Origin of the sequence: Nocardia arthritidis (genome assembly GCF_011801145.1) — a bacterium.
Taxonomy (GTDB): domain Bacteria; phylum Actinomycetota; class Actinomycetes; order Mycobacteriales; family Mycobacteriaceae; genus Nocardia; species Nocardia arthritidis_A.
Genome location: NZ_CP046172.1, coordinates 3,677,110 through 3,700,207 on the forward strand (window position 1 = coordinate 3,677,110; position 23,098 = coordinate 3,700,207).

Below are 23,098 nucleotides of genomic sequence, written 5' to 3' on the forward strand. Positions count from 1 at the left end.
GATGCGGCATCCGGCCAGCCCGATCCTGAACGCGCTCACCTATCTGCCGGAAAAGCTGATCGTGCAGGATCCGTCGCTGCTCGGCATGGACTTTCGCGAGCTGAGCATGCGCACCACCGACGGGGAGATCGTGCACGGCTGGTGGCTGCCCGCGCGAAACCCGGTGGGGCACATCCTGTTCGCGCACGGTAACGCGGGCAATATCGGCGACCGGGTGCCGATTCTCGCGCTGCTGGTACAGGCCGGATTCGATGTGCTCGCCTTCGACTACCGCGGCTACGGGCGCAGCACCGGCAGGCCCACCGAGGCGGGCACCTATCTGGATTCCCGTGCGGCACTGCACACCCTGCGCGAGCGGCCGGGCGTCGATCCGAAACGCATTGTGTACCTGGGTAAATCGCTGGGCGGCGGAGTGATGACCGAATTGGCGGTCGCCGAACCGCCCGCCGCGCTGATCCTGATGTCCACCTTCACCGGCATCAGGGACGCCGCGCGCTCGGTGTATCCGTTCCTGCCTTCGCCGTTCGTGCCCGATGCCTATCCGAGCCTGCGCCGGATCCGGCGGCTGCGCGCACCGGTGCTGATCATGCACGGCGATCAGGACGAACTGCTGCCGCTGCGCCATGCCGAACGGCTGTACGCCGCCGCCCCCGAGCCGAGGAAACTGGTGGTGTTCCCCGGCGCGGGCCACAACGACATCATCGCGACGGCGGCCTCGGCGTGGCTGGCGCTGATCCGGGACTGGACCGCGCAGTACCTCGGAAGGGCGTGACCGCGGGTCGGATATTTCGGCCGACCCCTCGATTTCCTGGTCTGGCAACGACATTCATCTCCCGATTAGGCTCGGTGCCGCAGCCTGGTCAACCGGACTCGACGCGGTGGGCTGCGAACATGCCGAACGGGAGGGGATGGCGATGACCGAGATCAAGCGGCTCTGGTCGGGTGCTGCGGTACTGGCAGCGGCAATAGGAATTACGGTCGCGACGGCGGCGTCCGCCGCGGCAGGCGTGACGGATCCGCTGGATCCACGGGTGCTGCCGCATTCGGCGCCGACGAACGGCGTCTACGCCATCGGTTGCTGGACCACGTTCGCCCCACCGTCCCCGCAAGGAGGACGCCTGGTGCACTACTACGCGAACTGCGCAGCGGGCGGAGTTCGCGTCTGCCCGGCCGTCGACTACCAAGGCCATCGCACCATCTATTCGCAAGAGGCCACGAGCACCGGCGGATACGACGGCGTGGCCGATGGCTCGGACACGGTTGAATGGGTCTACAACGAGACCCTTCCGGCCGACGCCGCGTACACAACCGTTTCTTGCTGACTCCTATAGCGCTGGCTGACGACCCGCCCGCCGCTGCGTAGCTTGGAAGGGAACCGTGCGGCGATATCCGCACGGCCCGCAATCGAGCGGAACGAGGCAGGGGCATGAGTGATACCAGCGAGATAACCTCCCAGCTAGCCGCATTACCCGATGCCGAACTGGCGGCCGTGCTGTTCACCGCCACCTCGGGGCGTCCGGCGTTCTGGGCGGTGCGCGCCGCGCTGTCGGAATTGGCCGGCGTCGGCGGCCATGTGCACACGGGTGAGTATGTGACTCCGGACACGTCGAGGCCGCCGGGTGTCGCGCCGGAGCCGAGCCCGCCGGCATCGGGGCAGGTGGGCGGGGTCGTTCCGGTGGTCGGTGTGCCGACTTCCGAAGGGCTGGGCGGATATTCGGCGGGCGGTGTCCCTACTTTCGAGTCAGTTCGCGATAAGGTCGAGCGACGCTTCGGCACCGCGCAGGGAATGGGCGAGCTCGACCGGCAGACCCCCGTGGGCCGCAGTGCCGACGAACAGTGGCAGGCGCGGGAGCAGGCGGCCCGCGAGCGTCTGGAACAGATTCGGAAGTCGGTGCACGGCAAGGATATCGGCGCCACCGAACCGTAATCTGGCCGGGCGCGCCGGATTACGAGGTGGGATTTATGAGCACTGCATCGACGGGTGGGCGCGAACCCCGCGAGATTGCCGAACGGCTGCTGGACGCCCAGGTGGAGTTCATCATCGGCGAGGTCACCGGGGACCGCTTCGCCGAGGTGGTCGCCCGGGACGTGGCCCAGACCATCGAGGTGGCCGACACCCTGATCTTCCGCGACGTGGTGCGGGTGGATCAGGCCAAACAAACCGTGGCCACCATCATCGATCTGATCGGCGGCAGCCCGGTGCTCGCGGATATGGCCGGGGTTTTCGCCGACGCGATCTACGACAACATCGCGGCGAACAACGAGTACACGCTGGGCCAGGTGGTCGACCGGGAGCCGGTGGAGGCCCTGCTGGAGAAGATCTTCGGCATGCATCAGGCCCAGGAGCGGATTCTGGACCGGCTCACCGAGAGCCCGCTGGTCGCCACCGTCGCCTCGAAATTCGTCGATAAGCTGATCTCCGATTTCATGGAGGCGAACAAGCAGATCGCCGGCAAGATCCCGGGCGTATCGTCGCTGATCTCGATGGGGCAGAGCGCGGCGAAGACCGCGCGCAAGGCCACCGAGAGCACCTTCATCGGCGATATGGCCGGTAAGGGCGCGCTGTTCGCGCTCAAGCGCACCAACAATGCCATCCGGGAGATGTTGCGGGACGCGCCGGTGCACGACGCGGCGATGGAGTTCTGGGATCTGCACGCCGACGAGCCGGTGAGCGGCCTGCGGGACTACCTGTCCCAGCGGGATCTGCGCGAACTGGTGCTCATCTGCTATGAGATCGCCGTCACCACAAGGGAAAAGGAATTCCTCGGCGTGCTCGTCGACGAATGCGTCGAGGTGTTCTTCGCCAAGTACGGTGACTACACCCTCGGTGCCATGCTGCCCGAGCTGGGGCTGACCGGCGAGGATATCGGGGCGGAGATCCTGCGTTACGGTCCCGCGGTGGTCGAGGGCGCCAAGCGGAACGGCGTGCTGGCCAAGCTGATTCGGGAGCGGCTGGAGCCGTTCTACTACTCCGAGGCCGTGCTCGGCATCCTCGGCGGGGCCTGAGCGATCGGTCGCGACGATCACCCGCCGCCGAATCCCGTTCGGCGGCGGGTGATTTCGTGTGTCCACGATGTTTCGGTAACGGTTCGGTAGCGGGTCACGGATAGCTGGAAACTGACCAGTCGGTTGCTGATTGTTTCAATCCGATTGAAAAGTATGAACAAAGGCTTATATGTCCGGTTCTCGAGTTGACGGGGGAACGGGCATATGGGATTTTGCTCCGTGACTTCCCGTGCGCTCGTCGTGGAGCTGTCACGGCTGGCTTTTCGGAGGAGTAGCAGGTTCGTGCCACAACGTCTACGGCAACAGAAGTCCGGGGACATAACCGTTCTCGAGCCTGCGGCCTCCCCAGGGCCCAAGCGAGTATCGGCGGGTAGCGTGCTGCGACCCCGCACGATCGCGGGTCAGCTGGCCCGAATCCTGGTGCTGGCGCTCGCGCTCGCGCTGGTGCTGCTCACGGTGACGGTCTACAACGAGTATTCCGACTATCGCGAGGCCGACAACGCGGTGAGCGGTGTCTCGCTCGCGCTGACCGCGCAGGACCTCATCCACGAGGTGCAGCGCGAACGCGGGCTCAGCAGCGGTCTGCTCGGCGGCGACAACCGGATGCAGCAGCCGCTCATCGAATCCCGCGGCCGGGTCGACCAGCGGCTGGAAGAGCTGCGCAAGGCCGCGTCCGGCGGTACGCCCGGTTCGGATCAGGTGAACACCGCGCTCACCCAGTTCAATGTGCTGAAGAGCACTCGGGCCCAGGTGGATTCGCGCCGCACCAGCAGGCAGGCGTCCTTCCAGGCGTACACCGACGCGATCGGCGCGCTGAACAACCTGAACCTGGGTCTCGACCAGGCGAGCGACAATTCGGTCCGGCGTGGGCTGCAGGCGCTGTACGCGCTCGGCACCGCGAAGGAGCAGGCGGCGCAGGAGCGCGGCTTCCTCGCGGGTATCTTCGCCTCCGAGGGCTTCAACGGCGGGGAATACCTGCAGTTCATGGAGATTCGCGCGGCGAAGCTTTCGGCGCTGGCCAGCTTCGCGCAGTACGCGACCAAGAGCGAGCGGGCCCAGCTCGACGTCTCGACGCTGAGCGATAACGCGACGAAGGCCGAACAGGCCGAGAACGTCGCCCTCACCTCCAGCGAGGGGCAGCTGGCGCGCCGGGTCGACTCGATGGCCTGGTTCAACCAGATGACCGGCGTCATCGACAATCAGCGCGCGGTGCAGCAGACCGTCGGCAACGACGTGAAGACGCGCGCCGACGATCTGCGCGGCACCGCGCTGTTCAACCTCATCGCCTTCCTCATCGGCGCCGGTCTCGCGATCATCGCGATGATCGTGCTGGTGGTGATCTCGGTGCGCGGTATCCAGCGCCCGCTGGCCATCGTCGCGACCGAGGCCGAGGACGTGGCCGAGCGGCGACTGCCCGAGGTCATCGACGCGTGGCTGAAATCCGGTGACAGCTACCCGGATCCGCCCGCGCCGGTGCGCACCCCGGCGGGTTCCAGCGTCGAGATCGAAGCCGTGGCGAGCGCACTGGACAACGTGCAGACCACCGCGTTCGAACTCGCCTCGCAGCAGGCGCTGATCCGGCGCAACACCACCGAATCCATGGCGAACCTGGCCCGGCGCAACCAGAACCTGGTGCGCCGCCAGCTGAACCTGATCTCCGAATTCGAGCGCGAGGAACTCGATCCGAAGGGTCTGGCCAAGCTGTTCGAGCTGGACCACCTCGCGACCCGCATGCGCCGCAACGCCGAAAGCCTGCTGGTGCTCACCGGTGAGGGCAGCCCGCGGCGGTGGGCCCAGCCGATCCCGCTGACCGACGTGATCCGGGCCGGCCTTTCCGAGGTCGACGACTACCGCCGGGTCGCGCTGCGCCGGGTGGACGACGTCGAGATCCAGGGCGCGGTGGTCAGCGAGCTGGCCCACCTGTTCGCCGAGCTCATCGAGAACGCGCTCGCCTTCTCGCCGCCGGATCTGGAGGTCGAGATCTACGGCCGCAAGGTGCCGGGCGGCTATCTGCTCGCGGTGGTCGACCACGGTGTCGGCATGCCGCCGGACCAGCTGGCGACGGCCAACGCCAGGCTGCGCGGCGAGCAGGACTTCATCGTTTCGCCGTCGCGTTACCTCGGCCACTACGTGGTCGGCCGGCTGGCGCAGCGGCTCGGCGTCGAGGTCGAGCTGAACGTCTCGCCGGTCAGCGGCATCGTGGCCCGGGTCTTCATGCCGACCGCGGTGCTCGCCGTGGATCAGGATCCGTTGGCGCCCAAGCAGACCGCGGTGTCGGCGGGGCCGTCGCCCGCGCTGCCGTCGCCGCCTCCGCCGAAGGTCGCCCGTCCCGCCGAGCCGTCGTACTCCGAGCCCGCGCTCGCGGTGCGCGGTGACGCGGTCGAGGTGCACGAGGTGCCGGGCCTGGCCGGGGCCACCGGACCGGCAGGCGGTTCGGTGCGCAACGGACACGATCCCGAATTCGTCCGTGCCGCAGAGCATTCCGGCGCATACCCGATCGTTCCGGAGCGCCGCACCCCGGCGCATGCCGCGCACCGCGACGAACCCGGCTACGAAACCGGCGAGCTGCCAAGGCTTTCGGATTCGGCCTTCGACACCTCGGCGTACTCGCATTTCGTCTCGCCGGTCGATCCGCCGACCGGCGCGCAACCGGTGCTGCCGAACGACAGTTCGCAGTGGCGCATCCCGCAGTCGGACAGCGCGACGGCAAGATCGGGTGTAAATTCATCGAACGACATGGGGGTGCAGCGCACCCGCAACGGACTCGTCAAGCGCAACAAGCGATCTCGCGGCTCCGGACCGGACACCGAGGTCTCCGGGACGACCCGCCCGGCCGCGTCGGGGGCGCACGCGGATCGCGGGCCAGCTCCCGATCGCACACCGAACGACGTCCGCAGCATGCTCTCGTCCTTCCGGGCCGGTCATGAGCGTGGTGGGACCACCCCAGACACCGACAGCAGCGCCACGGATTTGGCGCAGAACTGGCCCGAGCCGTGATCGCAGGAGGAGAATCGGTGACCCCCCATTTACAGAGTGCCGACCCGCACACGTTCAACTGGTTGCTCGCCAACTTCGTGCGCAACACCGACGGTGTCCGCGACACCGTCGCCGTCTCCTCCGACGGGCTGCTGATCGCCATGTCCGAGGGTTTGGACCGCACCGGCGCGGACCGGCTGGCCGCCATGGTGTCCGGCCTGGCCAGCCTGGCCAAGAGCGCATCGCGCAGCTATCAGTTCGACGGGCTGAAGCTGATCATGATCGAGATGAAGCGCGGCTTCCTGCTGGTCTCCGCGCTCGGTGACGGCAGCTGCCTCGGCGTGATCGCCGACGGCGGTTGCGATGTCGGGCTGGTCGGCTACGAGATGGCCGTGCTCGCCGAACGGGCCGGTGCGCTGCTCGATCCGGCGCTGATCTCGGAACTGAGAGAGACGTTACGCAGATGAGAGATCCAGACCGGCCACGGACGCCGGATCCGCGGATGATCCCCCCGCCGCCGCGTTTCGGCTGGTTCGGCGGCGATCAGCCGGTGCAGCGCAACGAGGAGCCGGAACCGGTCGACGATCCCGCCGACCGGTTCGTCCGGCCCTTCGTCGTGACGGCAGGCCGCACCATCCCGCTGATGGACGGGTTGCGGATCGAAACCCTGGTGCACGCGCCGCCCGCGGCGCTGTCGGCACCGCTGCAGTTCGAGCAGCGGACCGTGGTGCAGCTGTGCCAGAAACCGCATTCCATCGCCGAAATCGGTACGGCGCTTCATGTTCCGGTCGGCGTCGCGAAAGTGATCGTGAGCGATCTCGCGGCGGCCGGGCACGTGACGGTGCGCGACGCGCCGGAGCTATCCACCGCAGCCATCGAGAGGATCAGGGACCTTGTACGGGCACTCTGAATATCGCACGCCCGAGGTCGAACGCCCCATGCCTTCTTCGGTGAAGATCGTGGTGAGCGGGGGTTTCGGCGTCGGGAAGACGACATTCATCGGGGCCATCTCCGAGATCGAGCCGCTGGTCACCGAGGCGGCGATGACCGAGGTCGCGCTCGGCATCGACAATCCGGGCAGGCGCGCCGAGAAGACCGAGACGACGGTCGCGCTCGACTTCGGTCGTATCACCCTGGACAGCTCGCTGATCATGTACCTGTTCGGCACGCCGGGCCAGGACCGGTTCGTCTTCCTGTGGGACGACCTGGTGGACGGCGCGCTCGGCGCGGTGATCGTGGTGGACACCAGCCGGGTGGAGGACTGCTACCCGGTGCTCGACTACTTCGAGGAGAAGAACACCCCGTTCGTGGTGGTGGTCAACCGTTTCGACGGTATGGCCCAGTTCGACCTGAACGAGGTGCGCGAGGCGCTCGATCTCGACGAGTGGATCCCGGTGCTGGATTGCGATGCCCGGCAACGGGAATCGGTGAAGGATGTGCTGGTCGCGCTGCTGGAACAGGTGCTGTTCCACCGGCTCTCGGCCGAACACCGGGTCGTCAGCTAGTGCGGGGGTGACGGCGGATTCGGTAGCGCCGCCGTCACTTTCGTCGAAGCCTCGTGGCGTTTCGGCGCTATACGCTGGGCGCGGTGGGTGAACAGAAGGCGCGGATGCTCCGCGGGGAGTTGTACCGGGACAGCGATCCGGAGTTGGTGGCCGAGCGGCTGCGTGCGCAGGAGTTGTGCGACGAGTTCAACCGGTTGGGGCCGGCGGAGACCGAGCGGCGCGATGCCGTATTGCGGGGCCTGCTGGGCAAATTGGGTGACGGATCGTGGATCATGCCCCGATTCCAGTGCGACTACGGGTATCTCATCGAGATCGGGTCGAACAGTTTCCTCAATTACGATGCGATCCTGATGGATTGCGCGCCGATCGTCATCGGTGACGACGTATCGATCGGGCCGCGCTGTCAGCTGCTCACCGCGCTGCATCCGCTGGCGGAGCACGAGTTGCGCAGGCAGCGTTGGGAGTCGGCGGCGCCGATCCGGATCGGGAACAACGTGTGGTTCGGCGGCGGGGTGATCGTCTGTCCCGGGGTGACCGTCGGCGACGATACGGTGGTCGGCGCGGGCAGCGTGGTGACAAGGGACCTTCCGCCCCGAACATTTGCTGCGGGTAATCCGGCGCGGGTGCTGCGGGAGCTGTGAACCGGCGGATTGTCATAGCTCGCGGATAGCCTGGGGCCATGCTCACCACCCTCGCCGTGCAGAACTATCGGTCGTTGCGGCAGTTGGTGGTGCCGCTCGGGCAGTTGACGGTCGTCACCGGGGCGAACGGCAGCGGTAAATCGAGTATGTACCGGGTGCTGCGGCTGCTGGCGAACTGCGCCGGGAACGGCGCGGTGGCCACGCTGGCCCGGGAGGGTGGGCTGGATTCCACGCTGTGGGCCGGGCCCGGCCGTACGGCGCGCAACGAATCGCTCGGGCTCCGGGTGGGTTTCGGCGGCGAGGACTTCGGTTACGCGGTCGATCTCGGAATTCCGGTCCCGACCAGCGACGGGGTCGGCCTGCCGTCGATGTTCAACCGGGATCCGGAGATCAAGGCCGAGGCGGTGTGGGCCGGTCCGGTGCTGCGGCCGTCGACGCTGCTGGCCGAGCGCGGCGGGCCGGTGGTCCGGTTGCGCGGCGGTGAGGGCGGCTGGTCGATGGTGCCGCATCCGATGAAGTCGTTCGACAGCATGCTCAGCGAACTCGCCGACCCGCAGAATGCACCCGACCTGCTGGTGCTGCGGGAACGGATGCGTTCATGGCGCTTCTACGATCATCTGCGCACCGATGCCGACGCGCCGGCCCGCTCGCCGCAGGTCGGCACCCGCACCATGGCGCTGGCGCACGACGGCGCGGATCTGGCCGCCGCATTGCAGACCATCCGCGAGATCGGTGATGCCGACGGCATGCGGCAGGCGATCGATAACGCGTTTCCGGGCAGCGAGGTCGATATCGTCAACCAGGACGGCCGGTTCGCGGTGGCCCTGCATCAGCCGGGTCTGCACCGCCCGCTGGAGAGCGCCGAATTATCCGATGGCACACTGCGATACCTGCTGCTGGTCGCCGCGCTGTGCACACCCCGCCCGCCCGAGTTGCTGGTACTGAACGAGCCGGAGACCAGCCTGCATCCGGAATTGCTGATTCCGCTCGGCATACTCATCGCCGCGGCGGCCCGCGAGACACAGATCGTGGTGGTGACGCATTCGCAGCCGTTGATCAACGCGATGGCGCACGGCGAGGTCGAACCGCACACCGTCGAACTCGTCAAGGAGAACGGCGCGACAACCGTTGCCGACCAAGGAATTCTGGACGCGCCCGCATGGCATTGGCCAAAGCGATAGCCGGATGTGGGCGGGGTCGCATACCAAGCGTGGCGGGCCCGCAATAGGGTCTGTTACATGGGCGAATCGAGAATCGAGACCGAGCAGGACGCGATCCGGCCGCTGCGCGACGATATCCGCTTCCTCGGCGGCGTACTCGGCGACACCATCCGCGACCACGAGGGCCCCGAGGTATTCGACCTGATCGAGCGGGTGCGGATCGAGGCGTTCCGGGTGCGCCGGGAGGAGGTCGGGCGCAGCGCGGTGGCGCGAATGCTCGACGGCGTCGATATCGCGGTCGCGCTGCCGCTGATCCGCGCGTTCAGCCATTTCGTGCTGCTGGCGAATCTGGCCGAGGACATCCAGCGCGACCGCAGGCGGGCCGCGCACATCGCCGCGGGAGAGCCGCCGCAGGATTCCTCGCTGGCCGCCACCTACCGCAAACTCGACGCGGCCGAACTCGACGGCGATGCGGTGGCCGATCTGCTCACCGACGCACTGGTGTCGCCGGTGATCACCGCGCACCCCACCGAGACCCGCCGCCGCAGCGTCTTCGACGTGCAGACCAGGATCACCGAGCTGATGCGGCAGCGCCAGCGGTATCCGGAGGGCGAGCGCGACGAGCTGGAATCGCGGATCCGCGGGCAGGTGCTGACGCTGTGGCGAACGGCGCTGATCCGGTTGGCGCGCTTGCGGATCCAGGACGAGATCGCCGTTGGGCTGCGCTACTACGATCTCACGCTGCTCGAGGTGATCCCGCGGATCAACGCCGAGGTGCGCGCGGCGCTGCGGTCCCGCTGGCCCGGCGTGGAGCTGCTGCCGCGGCCGATACTGCGGCCCGGCTCCTGGATCGGCGGTGACCGTGACGGAAACCCGTATGTGACACCCGAAGTGGTGCGGCAGGCCGCGTATTCCGCATCGGCGGTGGCATTCGGGCACTATCTGCACGAGCTGGTCGAGCTGGAGAAATCGCTGGCGCTGTCGGCGCGTCTGGTGCCGGTGACGCTCGAGGTCGCGGCGCTGGCGGCCGCCGGATACACCGATCCGGCGCCGCACGCGGACGAACCGTATCGCCGTGCGCTGCACGGGATCCGGTCGAAGTTGACGGCGACGGCGCAGCGGGCGCTCGGCGGCATCCCGATGCCGGGAGCCGAGCGCACCGGCGGCGGAAAGGGTTTCGTCGTGCCGACGACAGGTTCCGGTGGCCTGCCGGACGCGCCTGCCGCCCAACCGTATTCGGATCCGCAGGCGCTGCTCGACGACCTGGACGCGATCGACGCCTCGCTGCGGGCCAGCGGTGACGGCCTGCTCGCCGACGATCGCCTTGCGGCACTGCGGCATTCGATCGAAACCTTCGGCTTCCACCTGCAGAGCCTCGATATGCGGCAGAACTCGGAGGTGCACGAGCAGGTCGTGGCCGAGCTGCTGGCCTGGGCGGGCGTGCACGACGACTACGCCGGACTGCCGGAAGCGCAACGGGTGGAACTGCTTTCGAACGAGCTGCGCACTCGTCGCCCACTGCTCGGTCCGCACGCCCGGCTCAGCGAGCTGGCGGCCAAGGAACTCGGCATCGTCCGCGCCGCGAAGGAGGTGGTGGACACCCTCGGCGCCGCCGCGGTGCCGAACTACATCATCAGCATGTGCACCTCGGTCAGCGACATGCTGGAGGCCGCACTGCTGTTGAAGGAGGGCGGGCTGCTCGATCCGGGCAGCGGGCCGGACGCGTCGCCGAGCTGTCCGGTCGGCATCGTGCCGCTCTTCGAAACCATCGAGGATCTCCGTGCGGGCGCCGCGACGCTGGCCGCGACACTCGAGCTGCCGGTGTATCGAGATCTGGTGGCGGCCAAGGGAATGCGTCAAGAGGTGATGCTCGGCTACTCCGATTCCAACAAGGACGGTGGCTATCTGGCCGCCAACTGGGCGCTGTACCGGGCCGAACTGGATCTGGTGGAGATGGCCCGCAAGATCGGCCTTCGGCTGCGGCTGTTCCACGGTCGCGGCGGTACGGTCGGTCGCGGCGGCGGACGCAGCTACGACGCCATCCTGGCGCAACCCGCCGGGGCGGTACGCGGATCGCTGCGGCTCACCGAACAGGGTGAGGTGATCGCCGCCAAATACGCCGAACCCGGTGCGGCACTTCGCAATCTGGAATCGCTGATCGCGGGGACACTGGAATCGACACTGCTCGACGTCGAGGGTCTCGGCGCGGACGCCGAACCGTCCTACGAGCTGATGGACGAGCTGGCCGCCCGCGCCCGCGCCGCATACGCCCGCCTGGTGCACGAAACACCCGGATTCGTCGAGTATTTCCGGCAGTCCACCCCGGTGGCCGAGGTCGGCGACCTCAATATCGGCAGCCGCCCGGCCTCCCGCAAACCCACCAGTTCGGTATCCGATCTGCGCGCCATTCCGTGGGTGATGGCCTGGAGTCAGGCCAGGGTGATGCTGCCCGGCTGGTACGGCACCGGAACCGCGCTCGAGGAGTGGGTCGGCGGCGATCCGGAGCGGCTGGCCCGGCTGTCCGAGCTGTACCGCCGCTGGCCGTTTTTCCGCACCGTGCTCTCGAACCTGGCGCAGGTGATGGCGAAATCCGACCTCGACATCGCCGCCCGCTACGCCGAACTGGTCGACGATATCGCCTTGCGCGAGCACATCTTCGGCATGATCCGCGACGAACACGCCCGCACCGTCCGCATGCACGCCGCCATCACCGGCAACGACCACCTCCTCGCCGACAACCCATCCCTCGCCGAATCCATCCACAACCGCTTCCCCTACCTGGAACCCCTGAACCAAATGCAGGTGGAGCTGTTGAAACGACTCCGCGCGGGAGACGATTCGGAACTGGTCAAGCGCGGAATCCTACTGACCATGAACGGTTTGGCCACGGCCCTGCGCAATTCCGGTTAGCAGCAAGGGTTTTCGCATGGTGGTAGCCCTGCTCCACAGCGGGCTACCACCGTTCAGCCACAAGGGCTGAACTCGCCGTGACCGGTCTCGTCTCGTCGCTCGCGCAGGACCCGGCCCGGCTGTCGTCGCGCCAATGTCGAGGGTTCGGGTTCATCGTCGCTGGTCATCGCATCTCGTTGTGAAATGAGTGGAATGGCATCTTGAATCGAATAAATCCCGAATCAGGTGCGACTCGCATCTTGGGGCTTTGCACAGCTTCGGAGGCCATCACCATGATCGCGATGCTGGGCAGCGGGTACTCCACGAGATGTTGCACCGGCGAGTCACCCTGGGGCCCATCGTTTTTCACCTTCAATCTCATCGACGGTCGTTTCTGTGGAGACCAGACCTCCCCGAGGGTGTGGATCTGTCGGCGGAACTGTTGCACCTGAACATCGAGATCGTTCCCGTGGGCGGCGAGATCTCGTTGCTGTCGCCCATGACGCCGCGACCGGATACCGGCGCTGGATCATCCCGCCACGGGACAAATTTCGCCCCTTAGGAATTGTCGTACTCGACGCCGCACGCTTGTGCCGGGCATGAGCGCCATGGTGGTGACCGGTCTGGTTCCTTCGAAACATCAACTGCTGCAAGCATGTCGAGGCGAGGTCTCCGGCGAGCACCCGATGCTGGGATGCGCACGTGAGCTCACCGACCTACACGAGCGAACATTGGCGGGCCGCTCGCGCAACCCGCGCCGACCGCGACGCCATCGACGAAATCGACTCTCGCCGTGTAACTTTGATGCGTGAACTCGATCGATGGGTCAGTGCTAATCTCCCACCGAGGCATGGGTGATCACATGTACACACGGAAGCGCTGGCTGCCGTCGTGGACCGTCGTGGCGAAATTCATCGCTCGCGCGTACGCCGCATTGGCAAGCCGCGTGGAGCGGGAGCTCGGCGATGCGTGGGAACGACTCGCGGAGCTGACCGTCGGTTACGCAGATTTGGTGGCCGAGATGAGTGCGGGGCGTCGGCGGTTGCGCGGAGGGCCGTGATCAGCGCTCGGTCGAAATGTCGGCGGAAGGTGCTTCCAGCCCGTAATATTAGCGCCAACAGTGCGCGAGTTGTTTAGTTTTGCGCAGGTAGCGGGGGTTTGTGCATCGCGCTGCGTATGGCTGTGGATATCAGTAAGGGGTCTGATGACTGGCAGGGTGGGGAGATCGCGATATTCGCTGGTCCGGCGATCGATGCCCGCCCAGCGTTCGGGCTCGGCTTCTGGTGGGTGGACTACCCGGATAGCCGCTACTGCGCCAAAACCGGAGACCCGATCATTGCCAGGCCGATCGACCAGGTGGCCATGGTCTCCGAAATCAACCGCCTCACCACCCTCACCCAACGCTTTTACCGCGAGAATCAACAGCATGATGAATACCTGCGGCGCCACAAATTAGGAAAGTGACAAAGTGACTACAACACTGATTGGTATCGGCCTATTCGAGATGACTCTCGACGATGGTCGACTGCCAACGCGGATCGATGTGAACGGCAGCCTGCATGCCCAGCTGGAATCATGTAACTTTTCCGCCGCTGCAATGACCGGCTACTACAATGCCCTATGGAAGCATGACGCGGCTGTGATCGCAACTGGCAACTTTTCCGCCCTGAGTGTCCGCCCATCCAGGCGTGCAGAGATGATCGCGCTACTCAACTCGAAGTCCCTGGCGGAATATGAATTGATCGAACGAGCCGCACAAGGGTACTGCGAGTTCATCGGCACTGGGCCTACAACAGATTTCGAATTGCCATCGGTAACTGTCACTGCAAATATGTCGCGCCTGCTCGACATCAAGATCGATGTTAGGTGGGCGGCATCTACTCAACCGTCGTATATCGGCTACGACATCATCGAGTGCGCAAATCAAGTTCGCCGACAGCGTCCGCGCTTCGATGAGGATGGCTCTTGGGCGCAGCGTGATGATGAGGAGCTCGAACACGAGCTCAACGAATATAGGAACTACTTGACGAGGAACCCTCAATGACAGAGTTGCAGGTCGACTTGGATCATCTTCGTGCTGCCGCAAAGGCGTGGCGTGATGCGAGCCGAGCGCTCGGTGAAGGCGCTGAGCTGGCGCAGAAGCTCAAGGACGAACACCGGGATGTGAACTGGTCTGTCTTCGAGTCTATCTGGCATGCGCATATTATCGCAGCGAAGTACATGAACGAAAGGCTGACGGAGGGAAAGAACGAAGCGTATTCGATCGGCTCTGTCCTGCTTCATGTCGCCAATGTATACCATGAAAAAGATAAGCGATTTGCAAATACCTTGATAAAGCTCGAAGGGGTGTAGCAATGGGCGCAAACAAGACCCTCGATGATATCAATGAGGTGATACAAAAATTTGCGGACAAGGTTGAGGATCTGCGGAAACAGCCCGATAAGGTCGAAGATGCCTTCAATAAAGCGGCGGTAATCGCTGCGGCGCAAGAAGCAAACGGAGCTTTTCCAGGTCTCGGTGCAGTAGTGGGCGGTGCTTATGGAAAAATTACGCACAATGACCTGACTGGTAATATGCAAAGGAATAAGGAAGAAATCAAACAAAAGATTCGTGATCTTCTCGAGGACCTTCACGATGCCATTGAGGCTACCAAGGCGCCGATCGCAATGCTGCAAACCAGCGGAGAGTGGCTGGATCTCAAGGGCACGATAGGTGCGGCGCAGAACGATGAGATCAATAGTGGCAACCTGACCGGCTATTGGAAAGGAACGTCCGCCGATCGGTATCTGAACAAGCGTCTTATCCAGGACACTGCCATGGATTCGGTGAAAACGATCTGTGACACACTGAATTCGAGTCTCGTAGCGGCTTCCAATGCGGCCTGGCAGTACTATACTGATCTTGCTGCCCAATTGACCAGTTTCCTGGCGTCCCTAGGGGCGGCTCTCGTCAAGATTGCTACCTACTTCTCGGCTCCTTGGGGAATTTCGGATGTGATAGACCTGATCAAAGTTGTTTCTAATAATTTCGTTACATATGCTAAAAATCTTACTGTAGCCCTAAGGGCTGAGGTTGATAGCATAAATAAAGTCTATGCCGCGATAAGTAACCCAAAAGGGATCTACAATAACAAATGGCCGCAAAGCGCATCCACGGAATTCGATGCCAATGATCCTACTCCAGCATGGACGGCGGCGGAATGAGGAAACTGCTCGGACCCGTTCTGGTTCTGGTATCGGTGACTTTGTTGTCTGGTTGCAGGTCGCCGGGAACGAACTCGCCTGCCGATAAGTCCGAAGTTCGGCAGAGTAACCATACTATTCAGGAGCTTTGTGACTTTCCGAAGAAATTCTACACGGACCAATTTCGGGTCGACAAGTTGCAGGTCGAAGTTATAGCTACGAAACCTGTGACCGAAAAGATCGGAGCCGGAAACGGATGCGACTATCATCCTGCCGACTCTGATTACGAATATCTTGGATATATATCCCTTGATGCGCCATCGGCGACGTGGAGTCCGTCCTCAACGCCATCACCGACTGCAACCTTTCCGGCACGGGTGTTGGTCGTCGACGGTATCTCGATCATTGCAACTCCGAGCCCTGCAAAGACAGTGCCGCCCGGTACAACAACCTCAGCTCAATATGTGTTGCTTACGGCAACCATCGATGGATGGCGGGGAGAGTTCGAATTCATTGGCCGCGATGATCGGACAACGGAGACCGGTGCGCGAGTACTGGTGGGCATGATTCGATCCCTGAAGAACTGATCCAGAACCTATGTTTCGCAACTTCCGGTAGACGGGGCTAGCAGGTGATGCCTGCTACCGCAATCATTGCGATTTCTACCCCGTCGATGAGCGTGGCCGAACGGCGTGGTTTGGACTAAAGGATCTTGCGCTGCGAGCTCAACCGGGCGTGCAGTGCAAGATGCTCAGAAATGGTCAAGTGAGGAACCGTGTTGATCATGAACAGTTTGGCCACGGCCTTGCGCAATTCGGGTTAGCACGGGGCCTCTCGGCGGTCTTGATGCCGGGCATCAACTGCGACATCGCATGGACGATTGAAGGAATGTCGGTATGGCAGAACAGAACACCGATCGCCCGCTGTGCCCGCAGTGCGGCATGGCGATGACGCCTATCGAGTACGGCAAGGCCACATATGCCGCGTACGAGAGTGCCGAACGGGGCGAAATCATCTTGGGCGGTTGTGTGGTGAGCCCGGACTCCCCGGACTGGGGATGCAGGATGTGTCGCACGGATGCGGACGACGCCGACGTCCCCAGCTTCATGCGCGGGCGATCAGGGTGAATCCCGGACCGGAGACCCGTGCTTGCGGCGCTTATCGGCCACAGGTGAGCTCGACGGCTGGCCTCGAACCCGGGCAGCGAGTGATCACCGATGCGCATCGACGCCTCGCGGAGGTGTTCGCCGCGGTTGATTCTCCCCGGTGGTCCGAGCGTGCTGTTTCCGCATGCCTGAGTTGGCTCATGACCAGCACCGCCACCGAGGGGTGGCGCATCGCCGTCGAGGATGCGTGGATCGAGGATGAGTGGACGTTCGTTGTCGTCTACCGATCCCCGTATTTCGATGGCCGCCTGGCGTTGCGAAGGTCGACTTACGATCCTGCTGACGACACCTTCGCGAGTATGTATTCCCCGCGGCTGCCCACTGCGCCGAATCCGGTGGATTACGGTCGCGACGTTGCCGACTACGACATCGGTGAACCGCTCGGATCCGTGCGGGACCACCTGCGAGTCGACGACAACGGAATGCATTGGTGGGGAAGCACTCCGACGCCGCCTACCGGAGGTCATGCGTCGAGGTGATGCCACTCGGGGAATACGGCCTTGTCGGCCAGCGGTTGCGGCACATCCGGCGCGCGTGCGGCTTGGGCGTGCGTTGGGCCGTCGGGCCGGATAGTGTTGCCGGACAACCGATCAGTGGAACCGAACTATGAAAAATGCGCAGTACGAAGGGCTGAGCCGACGTCAGTTCTTGGGGGGAGCGGCGGTGGTGGCGGCGAGCCTGTCAGGTGGTCGGGCGGCCGTCGAATCCGCGCAGACCCTGCCTGATTTCGCCCGCTGGCTCGGGCGGGCGGCGCAGGTGACGATCACCCGCGATGACTGGGGGATCGCGCATATCTATGGCAGGACCGATGCCGATGCGGTGTTCGGGATGATGTATGCCCAGGCCGAGGACGATTTCAACCGGATCGAAACCAACTATCTGACCAACCTCGGCCGGCTCGCCGAGGCCGATGGCGAGGGTGCGATCTGGCAGGACCTGCGCCAGCGGCTGTTCATCGATCCCGAGGCGCTGAAGAACGATCTCTATCCGAGTTGCCCGGCCTGGTTACGCGAGCTGATGGAGGCTTGGGCGGACGGGCTGAACTATTACCTCGCGACGCACCCTGATGTACATCCGCGCGTGATAACGAGATTCGAGCCGTGGATGGCGCTGAGCTTCACCGAGGGCAGTATCGGCGGCGACATCACGCGAGCGTCGCTCACCCGGCTGCAGGCCTTCTACGAGAACCGAACGGCGCCCACCGATGCGGGCCCCGGGCTGCCGCGCGAACCCACGGGCTCGAACGGCATCGCGATCGCGCCGAGCCGCACGCAGGACGGCAATGCGCTGCTGCTGATCAACCCGCACACCACTTTCTACTTCCGCTCGGAACAACAGGTGACCAGCGGTGAAGGGCTCAACGCCTACGGTGCGGCCACCTGGGGGCAGTTCTTCATCTACCAGGGCTTCAACGAGCACACGGGCTGGATGCACACCTCGACCGGCGCCGATAACGTCGACGAGTTCGCCGAGACGATCGTGACAGCGGCGGATGGCGGCCTTTCCTACCGGTACGGCGCCGAGTCGCGGCCGGTGACCACGAAGACGATCACCCTGACCTATCGCACGGCCGACGGCGGGCAGGCCGATCGCAGTTTCACCACCTTCGCGACGCATCACGGACCGATAGTTGGTGAGGCGGACGGCAAATGGATCGCGTTCGCGCTGATGAACAAGCCCGTGGCGGCGCTGCAGCAAAGCTACTTGCGCACCAAGGCAAGGGATTACGCGGAATATCTTCGGGTGGCGGAATTCAAGGCCAACAGCTCGAACAACACGATATTCGCGGATTCGAGGGGCACTATCGCCTTCCTGATGCCGCAGTTCATGCCGATCCGTGACGACCGCTTCGACTATCGCAAGCCCGTCGACGGCAGCGATCCGGCGACCGACTGGCAGGGGCTGCACGATCTCGCGGACATGCCGCAGGCGGTGAATCCGCGCAACGGTTGGGTGTTCAACACGAACAACTGGCCCTGGACCTGCGCGGGCCCGGCGAGTCCCGAATCCACCAAGTATCCGCGGTATTTCGATCAGGTCGGCGAGACCGAACGCGGGCCGCATGCTGTCGAGCTGCTGAGCGCGCAGCAGGTCTTCACCCCACAGACGTTGCGCGACACCGCCTTTGATTCCCATATCCCCGCCTTCGCCCCCGATGCGGGTAACGGGGAGCCGGTGCACGGGCTCATACAGCAGCTCGTCGCGGCGTGGGACCAACTGCCCGAGGGCAATTCGCGGAAGGCGAAGCTCGCCGACCCGATCGGCCTGCTGCGCGGCTGGGACTATCGGTGGGGCACGGATTCGACCGCGACTTCGCTGGCCATATTCTGCGCCGAGGGGCCGCGCGGCACCGATGAGCAGCGACTCGCATCGCTGGAGGCGGCGATGGAGCGGCTCACGCGCGATTTCGGCAGCTGGCAGGTGCCCTGGGGCGAGATCAACCGCTTTCAGCGCCTCGACGACGCGATCGACCAGACCTTCGACGATGAGAAGCCGAGCACCCCGGTGCCTTTCGTCTCCGCGACGTGGGGGTCCCTCGCCTCGTACGGTGCGAAGCGCCAACCGACACCGGACGGTGGCACAACCAAGCGCTACTACGGCACCAGCGGCAATACCTTCGTCGCGGTCGTGGAATTCGGGCCGAGGCTGCGTGCCATGGCGGTGCGAGAGGGCGGCCAGAGCGGCCACCCCGACTCGCCACACTTCACCGACCAGGTCGAACGCTACGCGAGCGGCAACCTCCGGCCCGTCTATTTCTACCCTGAGGACCTCGACGGCCACATCGAGCGGAGCTACCGCCCGGGCATGTGATCGAACGCCGAAAAGCCGACGGGGGCCGCCCGGAGAAACCTACTCCGCGACGATGGCGACGGCGTCGATTTCGACGAGCATTTCGGCACGCGGGAGGCCGGTGAAAACTGTTGTGCGGCAGGGGAGTACGTCGCCGGTGGTGTTGGCGGCGACGAATTCGCCGTATGCGTCGTTCATGGCGGCGAAGTCGTCGCGGGTGGTGAGGTAGACGCGCAGCATCACGATATCGTCGAAGGTGGCGCCGGACGCCTCGACGATCGCCTTGACGTTCTGGAGGGTCCGGATCGTCTGTGCCGCAACGTCACCGGGGAACAGGTACTGGTTGGTGGCGGGATCCACCGGACCCTGACCGGAGACCTGGACGAATGGGCCCTTGCGCACACCCTGGGAGAACGTGTGCGCGGGTGCGGGCGCGAGTTCGGTACGGACAGCGATCTTTTCCGACATGGTCAGCCTTTCGTGTTGGTGTCCCGGCCTGCGGTCCAGCCGAGTTCGATGGAGATGGCGTCGGCGGCCGCGCGCACCTGGGGGAGTGCGGCGAGCACCTGGTCGTGGTCGAGCAGCATGTCCGGCACCGACATGGACACCGCCGCGATCACCGCGCCGGTGCCGTTGCGCACCGGGACGCCGATGCAGTTGACGAAGGTCTCGTGCTCCTCGTGATCCTCCGCATAACCTTGTGCGGCAACCATTTCCAGCTCCGCCAGATATCGCTCGGGGGTCCGGATGGTGCGCTCGGTGAACGGGTGATAGTCGATCCGGTCGGCGATGGCCCTGCGCTCGGCGGGCGGTTGCGCCGCGACGAGCACCTTGCCGACGGCCGTGCAGTGCAGCGGAGCGGGCCGCCCGATCCTGGAATACATTCGCACGCTGTGGATCGCATCGATCTTGTCGATGTAGATGACATCGCCGGATTCGTAGGTGGCCAGATGGATGGTCTGCCCGGTCTGGGCGTTCAGCTTGGCCAGATGCGGGCGGGCGAGCGCGCGGACATCGCGGTGCTCCAGCGCCTGATTCGCCAGTTCGAACAGCCGGGAGCCGAGTGCGTAGCGATGCTGGCTGTCGTGGGTGACGAAGCGCTCGGACTCCATGGTCTGCAGCAGCCGCAGCACGGTGGATTTGTGGACGCCGAGTTGGGCGGCGAGCTGATCCAGCGACTGGGTGTCCGTGCCCAGTGAGACGAGGATGGTGAGTGCGCGCAGCAGACTTTGACTCATATCTCAGCCTTATCGCATGCCGGGTCGGAAAGCACGGCGCCACCCGTTACGGCGGCGGCGTAATCGATACTGGTCCATTGCTTTTCGTCGACGGCCGCCAGCGCGGCCAGCACTTCCGGCGCGGGTAGCCTCGCGGCGTCTCCGGTTCCGGTGAGCGCCGCCGCCGCGCACAGGTGGCCGTAGCGCAGGCGCTGTTCGAGCGGACGGCCGTGCAGCAGTGCGGCGAGGTAACCGCCGGCGAAGGCATCGCCCGCGCCGATCCGCTCGGCCACCTCCACCCGCAGTGCGGGCACCGAAACGCGCTGTGCGCCTTCGTATCCGATAACGGCGTTGGCGTCGTCCTTGATGACGAGGCTGCCCGGTTCCGGGAACAGCGCGCGCAGCCGGTCCGGATCGTCGGTGCCGAATACCTCGCCCGCCTCGTCGGTGCCGATGAACACCACATCGCTGCCGCGCACCTGGCGGGCCAGTACATCGGCGGCCTGCTCGCGGCGGCCCGCCCACAGACGCGGCCGGTAGTTGAGGTCGAAGCTCACCAGCCTGCCGCGGCGCGGGAGGGCGATGAGCGCGTCGGTGAGTTCGGTGGCCGAGGCCGAAAGCGCCGTGGTGATACCGCTGAAATGCACCAGGTGGCAGCGGTCGAGCAGGTGCGCGGCGGCGGGTGCGGCCAAATCGGCGGCGGACAGCGCGCTGGCCGCGGATCCGGTGCGGTAGTACAGCATTCGGCTCTGCTGCTCGGCCAGATCGGTGGCCTTGCCGGAGCCGCTGCCGCGCTCTTTGACGTACACCGCGGTGGCGCGGGCCGGATCGGTGACCACCGCGGAGACGTCGACGCCCTGTGCCGCGAGATTTCCGACGAGGTACCGGCCGAAGCCGTCGTCGCCGACCCGGGAGATCCAGGCGGTCTCGACGCCGAGCTGGGCCAGGACGGCGGCGACATTGGCCTCCGCGCCGCCCGCCGTGCGCTCGAAGGTCTCGGAATCCTCCAGCGGGCCGGGATGCGCCACCAGCACCGCGAGGCCCTCGCCCACGGTCACCGCGATCCGTCTCTCGGACCCGTCGACGTCGCCGCCTGCCATCCCCGGGGGCCGTAGCGACGTATGCCGCGTCACACCGAACTCCTTCCGTCGCTTGCGGTAATCGGACAGTACGTGCAGAATAACCACACCAAACACGATGTGCAACACTGATTGCATATTGTGCAATGCAAGGAGGCTATAGCTCGGCGGGTGTATATCCGCGGGAAGGATCGGCCGTGGCGATCGACAAGGAAGTCGTTGCAGCACTGGACAGTCGGACGCTGGGTCCGGAGCACAAGGGGCTCCCGCCCGCGGCCTGGGGTCGCACCGTGCGCGAATTCCTGGCCACGGCACCGCATTTGGCTGATCTGGTCACCCCGGTATTCACCATCGACCGGGCCGCCGTCGCAAATAATGTCGCGGTATACGCGGATTGGACGCGGGCCAATGGCGTCCGGCTCGCACCGCACGGGAAAACCACCATGGCACCGCAACTTTGGGCCCAGCAGCTGGACGCGGGCGCCTGGGGTATCGCCCTGGCCACACCCTGGCAGGTGCAGGTGGCCCGCTCCTTCGGGGTGCGGCGCGTCCTGCTGGCCAACGCGCTGGTCGACCCGGTCGGATTGCGTTGGGTGGCAGCGGAATCGGCGCGCGATCCGGAATTCGAATTCGTGAGCTGGGTGGACTCGGTCGATACCGTGCGATGGATGGACCAGCACCTGGGCGATACTTCGTCCCGGGTGCGGGTGCTCGTGGAACTCGGTGGGCCGCACGGCCGTACGGGTGCGCGCAGCGTCGAGTCCGCGCTCGAGGTGGCCGGGGCGGTCACCGAATCCGCGCGGCTGGAGCTGGCCGGGATCGCGGGCTACGAGGGTGCGCTCGGCCACGACCGCGGTACCGCCGCGATCGACACCATCCGCCACTACCTCGGCGAAATGGCGCGCCTGCACCGCGAACTCGCGGCGCGCGGCTGGTACGGCGCGGCCGCCGTCGTCACCGCGGGCGGCAGCTCCTATCCGGACCTGGTGGTACAGGGTTTGGCGGAACTGGCCGACGAGGAAGGCGCACAGGGCGTTCCGACCACGGTGGTGCTGCGCTCCGGCGCGTACATCATCCACGACGACGGCTTCTACGCCGGTATCTCGCCGCTGGCCGGACGGCTGCGCTCGGCCATGCACGGCTGGGCCCGCACGGTCTCCCGGCCCGAGCCGGAACTCGCGCTGCTCGACGCGGGAAAGCGCGACTTTCCGTTCGACGAGGGTCTGCCCGCGCCGCAGCTGCTCGTGGGAGCTGGAACGGCGGGGCTGAATCCGGCCGCGACCGTGAGCGCGCTCAACGATCAGCACACCTTTCTGCGGCTGCCGGGTGGTGACGCCGCCGACGTTCCGATAGGCAGCGTGCTGCGACTCGGACTTTCGCATCCGTGTACCGCCTTCGACAAATGGCGGCTCATCCCGGTCATCGATGACGCGAGCGCCGCGGATCCGCGCGTCGTCGACCTCGTGCACACCTTCTTCTGAGCCGGA

The 23,098-nt window shown here is 65.3% G+C and carries 25 protein-coding genes; 21 read left to right on the forward strand and 4 right to left on the reverse strand.

Going from position 1 to position 23,098, the window contains the following annotated elements:
- Position 1: 1 nt before the first annotated feature.
- The 19 genes from F5544_RS16530 (at position 2) to F5544_RS16620 (ending at position 17,004) form a co-directional block, all read left to right on the forward strand.
- Entirely contained in the window at positions 2 to 772 is a 771-nt protein-coding gene (locus F5544_RS16530; RefSeq protein WP_167474010.1) for an alpha/beta hydrolase, read from the forward strand.
- Between the two features lie 142 nt (positions 773 to 914).
- Entirely contained in the window at positions 915 to 1,322 is a 408-nt protein-coding gene (locus tag F5544_RS16535) for a hypothetical protein (RefSeq protein WP_167474011.1), read from the forward strand.
- A 104-nt stretch (positions 1,323 to 1,426) separates the two neighbouring features.
- Positions 1,427 to 1,927 carry a hypothetical protein gene (locus F5544_RS16540; protein ID WP_167474012.1) on the forward strand — a complete coding sequence of 167 codons (501 nt, stop codon included), beginning with the start codon at positions 1,427 to 1,429 and terminating at the stop codon, positions 1,925 to 1,927.
- A 35-nt stretch (positions 1,928 to 1,962) separates the two neighbouring features.
- Complete coding sequence (locus tag F5544_RS16545; protein ID WP_167474013.1) at positions 1,963 to 3,006, forward strand: hypothetical protein; 1,044 nt, start codon at positions 1,963 to 1,965, stop codon at positions 3,004 to 3,006.
- Positions 3,007 to 3,381: 375 nt separating this feature from the next.
- On the forward strand, positions 3,382 to 6,003 hold the full coding sequence (locus F5544_RS16550; RefSeq protein WP_238847277.1) for a sensor histidine kinase: 2,622 nt from the start codon (positions 3,382 to 3,384) through the stop codon (positions 6,001 to 6,003).
- A 17-nt stretch (positions 6,004 to 6,020) separates the two neighbouring features.
- Positions 6,021 to 6,449 carry a roadblock/LC7 domain-containing protein gene (locus F5544_RS16555; protein WP_120044852.1) on the forward strand — a complete coding sequence of 143 codons (429 nt, stop codon included), beginning with the start codon at positions 6,021 to 6,023 and terminating at the stop codon, positions 6,447 to 6,449.
- The gene (locus F5544_RS16560) at positions 6,446 to 6,892 is read left to right on the forward strand and encodes a DUF742 domain-containing protein (RefSeq protein ID WP_167474015.1); all 447 of its coding nucleotides are present in this window, start codon (positions 6,446 to 6,448) and stop codon (positions 6,890 to 6,892) included. Before F5544_RS16555 ends, F5544_RS16560 begins: the two co-directional genes overlap by 4 nt.
- 28 nt (positions 6,893 to 6,920) lie before the next feature.
- The gene (locus tag F5544_RS16565; protein WP_167474016.1) at positions 6,921 to 7,487 is read left to right on the forward strand and encodes a GTP-binding protein; all 567 of its coding nucleotides are present in this window, start codon (positions 6,921 to 6,923) and stop codon (positions 7,485 to 7,487) included.
- 83 nt (positions 7,488 to 7,570) lie between these two features.
- Positions 7,571 to 8,128, forward strand: coding sequence for a sugar O-acetyltransferase (locus F5544_RS16570; RefSeq protein WP_167474017.1), 558 nt, complete (start codon positions 7,571 to 7,573; stop codon positions 8,126 to 8,128).
- Positions 8,129 to 8,166: 38 nt separating this feature from the next.
- Positions 8,167 to 9,309 (forward strand): AAA family ATPase, encoded by a 1,143-nt coding sequence (locus F5544_RS16575; RefSeq protein WP_167474018.1) that lies wholly within the window; start codon positions 8,167 to 8,169, stop codon positions 9,307 to 9,309.
- Positions 9,310 to 9,366: 57 nt separating this feature from the next.
- Positions 9,367 to 12,198: a phosphoenolpyruvate carboxylase gene (ppc, locus tag F5544_RS16580; RefSeq protein ID WP_167474019.1), complete on the forward strand. Its 2,832-nt coding sequence runs from the start codon at positions 9,367 to 9,369 to the stop codon at positions 12,196 to 12,198.
- A gap of 841 nt (positions 12,199 to 13,039) precedes the next feature.
- Positions 13,040 to 13,237 (forward strand): hypothetical protein, encoded by a 198-nt coding sequence (locus F5544_RS46360; RefSeq protein ID WP_238847278.1) that lies wholly within the window; start codon positions 13,040 to 13,042, stop codon positions 13,235 to 13,237.
- A gap of 116 nt (positions 13,238 to 13,353) precedes the next feature.
- Complete coding sequence (locus F5544_RS16590) at positions 13,354 to 13,641, forward strand: hypothetical protein (RefSeq protein ID WP_167474020.1); 288 nt, start codon at positions 13,354 to 13,356, stop codon at positions 13,639 to 13,641.
- A gap of 4 nt (positions 13,642 to 13,645) precedes the next feature.
- Positions 13,646 to 14,221, forward strand: a complete 576-nt coding sequence (locus F5544_RS16595) for a hypothetical protein (RefSeq protein WP_167474021.1) — start codon at positions 13,646 to 13,648, stop codon at positions 14,219 to 14,221.
- On the forward strand, positions 14,218 to 14,529 hold the full coding sequence (locus tag F5544_RS16600) for a hypothetical protein (protein WP_167474022.1): 312 nt from the start codon (positions 14,218 to 14,220) through the stop codon (positions 14,527 to 14,529). The genes F5544_RS16595 and F5544_RS16600 overlap by 4 nt, the downstream gene beginning before the upstream one ends.
- Before the next feature lie 2 nt (positions 14,530 to 14,531).
- Positions 14,532 to 15,380 (forward strand): hypothetical protein, encoded by an 849-nt coding sequence (locus F5544_RS16605; protein ID WP_167474023.1) that lies wholly within the window; start codon positions 14,532 to 14,534, stop codon positions 15,378 to 15,380.
- Positions 15,362 to 15,946 carry a hypothetical protein gene (locus F5544_RS16610; protein ID WP_167474024.1) on the forward strand — a complete coding sequence of 195 codons (585 nt, stop codon included), beginning with the start codon at positions 15,362 to 15,364 and terminating at the stop codon, positions 15,944 to 15,946. The genes F5544_RS16605 and F5544_RS16610 overlap by 19 nt, the downstream gene beginning before the upstream one ends.
- A gap of 309 nt (positions 15,947 to 16,255) precedes the next feature.
- On the forward strand, positions 16,256 to 16,486 hold the full coding sequence (locus F5544_RS16615) for a hypothetical protein (RefSeq protein ID WP_167471233.1): 231 nt from the start codon (positions 16,256 to 16,258) through the stop codon (positions 16,484 to 16,486).
- A 179-nt stretch (positions 16,487 to 16,665) separates the two neighbouring features.
- A complete protein-coding gene (locus F5544_RS16620; protein ID WP_167474025.1) occupies positions 16,666 to 17,004 on the forward strand; it encodes a hypothetical protein in 339 nt (112 codons plus the stop codon).
- On the opposite strand, the gene F5544_RS47070 is transcribed toward F5544_RS16620, so the two are convergent.
- Positions 16,989 to 17,111, reverse strand: a complete 123-nt coding sequence (locus F5544_RS47070; protein ID WP_275107037.1) for a hypothetical protein — start codon at positions 17,109 to 17,111, stop codon at positions 16,989 to 16,991. The genes F5544_RS16620 and F5544_RS47070 overlap by 16 nt on opposite strands.
- Positions 17,112 to 17,131: 20 nt before the next feature.
- On the opposite strand from F5544_RS47070, the gene F5544_RS16625 reads away from it, so the two are divergent.
- Entirely contained in the window at positions 17,132 to 19,336 is a 2,205-nt protein-coding gene (locus F5544_RS16625; protein WP_167474026.1) for a penicillin acylase family protein, read from the forward strand.
- A gap of 39 nt (positions 19,337 to 19,375) precedes the next feature.
- On the opposite strand, the gene F5544_RS16630 is transcribed toward F5544_RS16625, so the two are convergent.
- The 3 genes from F5544_RS16630 to F5544_RS16640 are packed head-to-tail and all read right to left on the reverse strand — an operon-like array spanning position 19,376 to position 21,590.
- Positions 19,376 to 19,783 carry a RidA family protein gene (locus F5544_RS16630; protein WP_167474027.1) on the reverse strand — a complete coding sequence of 136 codons (408 nt, stop codon included), beginning with the start codon at positions 19,781 to 19,783 and terminating at the stop codon, positions 19,376 to 19,378.
- A 2-nt stretch (positions 19,784 to 19,785) separates the two neighbouring features.
- Entirely contained in the window at positions 19,786 to 20,553 is a 768-nt protein-coding gene (locus F5544_RS16635) for an IclR family transcriptional regulator (RefSeq protein WP_167474028.1), read from the reverse strand.
- Complete coding sequence (locus F5544_RS16640) at positions 20,550 to 21,590, reverse strand: sugar kinase (RefSeq protein WP_238847279.1); 1,041 nt, start codon at positions 21,588 to 21,590, stop codon at positions 20,550 to 20,552. Before F5544_RS16640 ends, F5544_RS16635 begins: the two co-directional genes overlap by 4 nt.
- Before the next feature lie 167 nt (positions 21,591 to 21,757).
- On the opposite strand from F5544_RS16640, the gene F5544_RS16645 reads away from it, so the two are divergent.
- Positions 21,758 to 23,092 (forward strand): alanine racemase, encoded by a 1,335-nt coding sequence (locus tag F5544_RS16645; protein WP_167474029.1) that lies wholly within the window; start codon positions 21,758 to 21,760, stop codon positions 23,090 to 23,092.
- Positions 23,093 to 23,098 lie beyond the last annotated feature (6 nt).

Excerpts from the sequence above, each read along its gene's own strand:
- F5544_RS16530 (WP_167474010.1), top strand. The coding sequence starts at position 2 with ATGCGGCATCCGGCCAGCCCGATCCTGAACGCGCTCACCTATCTGCCG.
- F5544_RS16535 (WP_167474011.1), top strand. The coding sequence starts at position 915 with ATGACCGAGATCAAGCGGCTCTGGTCGGGTGCTGCGGTACTGGCAGCG.
- F5544_RS16540 (WP_167474012.1), top strand. The coding sequence starts at position 1,427 with ATGAGTGATACCAGCGAGATAACCTCCCAGCTAGCCGCATTACCCGAT.
- F5544_RS16545 (WP_167474013.1), top strand. The coding sequence starts at position 1,963 with ATGAGCACTGCATCGACGGGTGGGCGCGAACCCCGCGAGATTGCCGAA.
- F5544_RS16560 (WP_167474015.1), top strand. The coding sequence starts at position 6,446 with ATGAGAGATCCAGACCGGCCACGGACGCCGGATCCGCGGATGATCCCC.
- F5544_RS16565 (WP_167474016.1), top strand. The coding sequence starts at position 6,921 with ATGCCTTCTTCGGTGAAGATCGTGGTGAGCGGGGGTTTCGGCGTCGGG.
- F5544_RS16575 (WP_167474018.1), top strand. The coding sequence starts at position 8,167 with ATGCTCACCACCCTCGCCGTGCAGAACTATCGGTCGTTGCGGCAGTTG.
- ppc (WP_167474019.1), top strand. The coding sequence starts at position 9,367 with ATGGGCGAATCGAGAATCGAGACCGAGCAGGACGCGATCCGGCCGCTG.
- F5544_RS46360 (WP_238847278.1), top strand. The coding sequence starts at position 13,040 with ATGTACACACGGAAGCGCTGGCTGCCGTCGTGGACCGTCGTGGCGAAA.
- F5544_RS16590 (WP_167474020.1), top strand. The coding sequence starts at position 13,354 with ATGGCTGTGGATATCAGTAAGGGGTCTGATGACTGGCAGGGTGGGGAG.
- F5544_RS16600 (WP_167474022.1), top strand. The coding sequence starts at position 14,218 with ATGACAGAGTTGCAGGTCGACTTGGATCATCTTCGTGCTGCCGCAAAG.
- F5544_RS16605 (WP_167474023.1), top strand. The coding sequence starts at position 14,532 with ATGGGCGCAAACAAGACCCTCGATGATATCAATGAGGTGATACAAAAA.
- F5544_RS16610 (WP_167474024.1), top strand. The coding sequence starts at position 15,362 with ATGGACGGCGGCGGAATGAGGAAACTGCTCGGACCCGTTCTGGTTCTG.
- F5544_RS16615 (WP_167471233.1), top strand. The coding sequence starts at position 16,256 with ATGGCAGAACAGAACACCGATCGCCCGCTGTGCCCGCAGTGCGGCATG.
- F5544_RS16620 (WP_167474025.1), top strand. The coding sequence starts at position 16,666 with ATGACCAGCACCGCCACCGAGGGGTGGCGCATCGCCGTCGAGGATGCG.
- F5544_RS16625 (WP_167474026.1), top strand. The coding sequence starts at position 17,132 with ATGAAAAATGCGCAGTACGAAGGGCTGAGCCGACGTCAGTTCTTGGGG.
- F5544_RS16630 (WP_167474027.1), bottom strand. The coding sequence starts at position 19,783 with ATGTCGGAAAAGATCGCTGTCCGTACCGAACTCGCGCCCGCACCCGCG.
- F5544_RS16635 (WP_167474028.1), bottom strand. The coding sequence starts at position 20,553 with ATGAGTCAAAGTCTGCTGCGCGCACTCACCATCCTCGTCTCACTGGGC.
- F5544_RS16645 (WP_167474029.1), top strand. The coding sequence starts at position 21,758 with ATGCAAGGAGGCTATAGCTCGGCGGGTGTATATCCGCGGGAAGGATCG.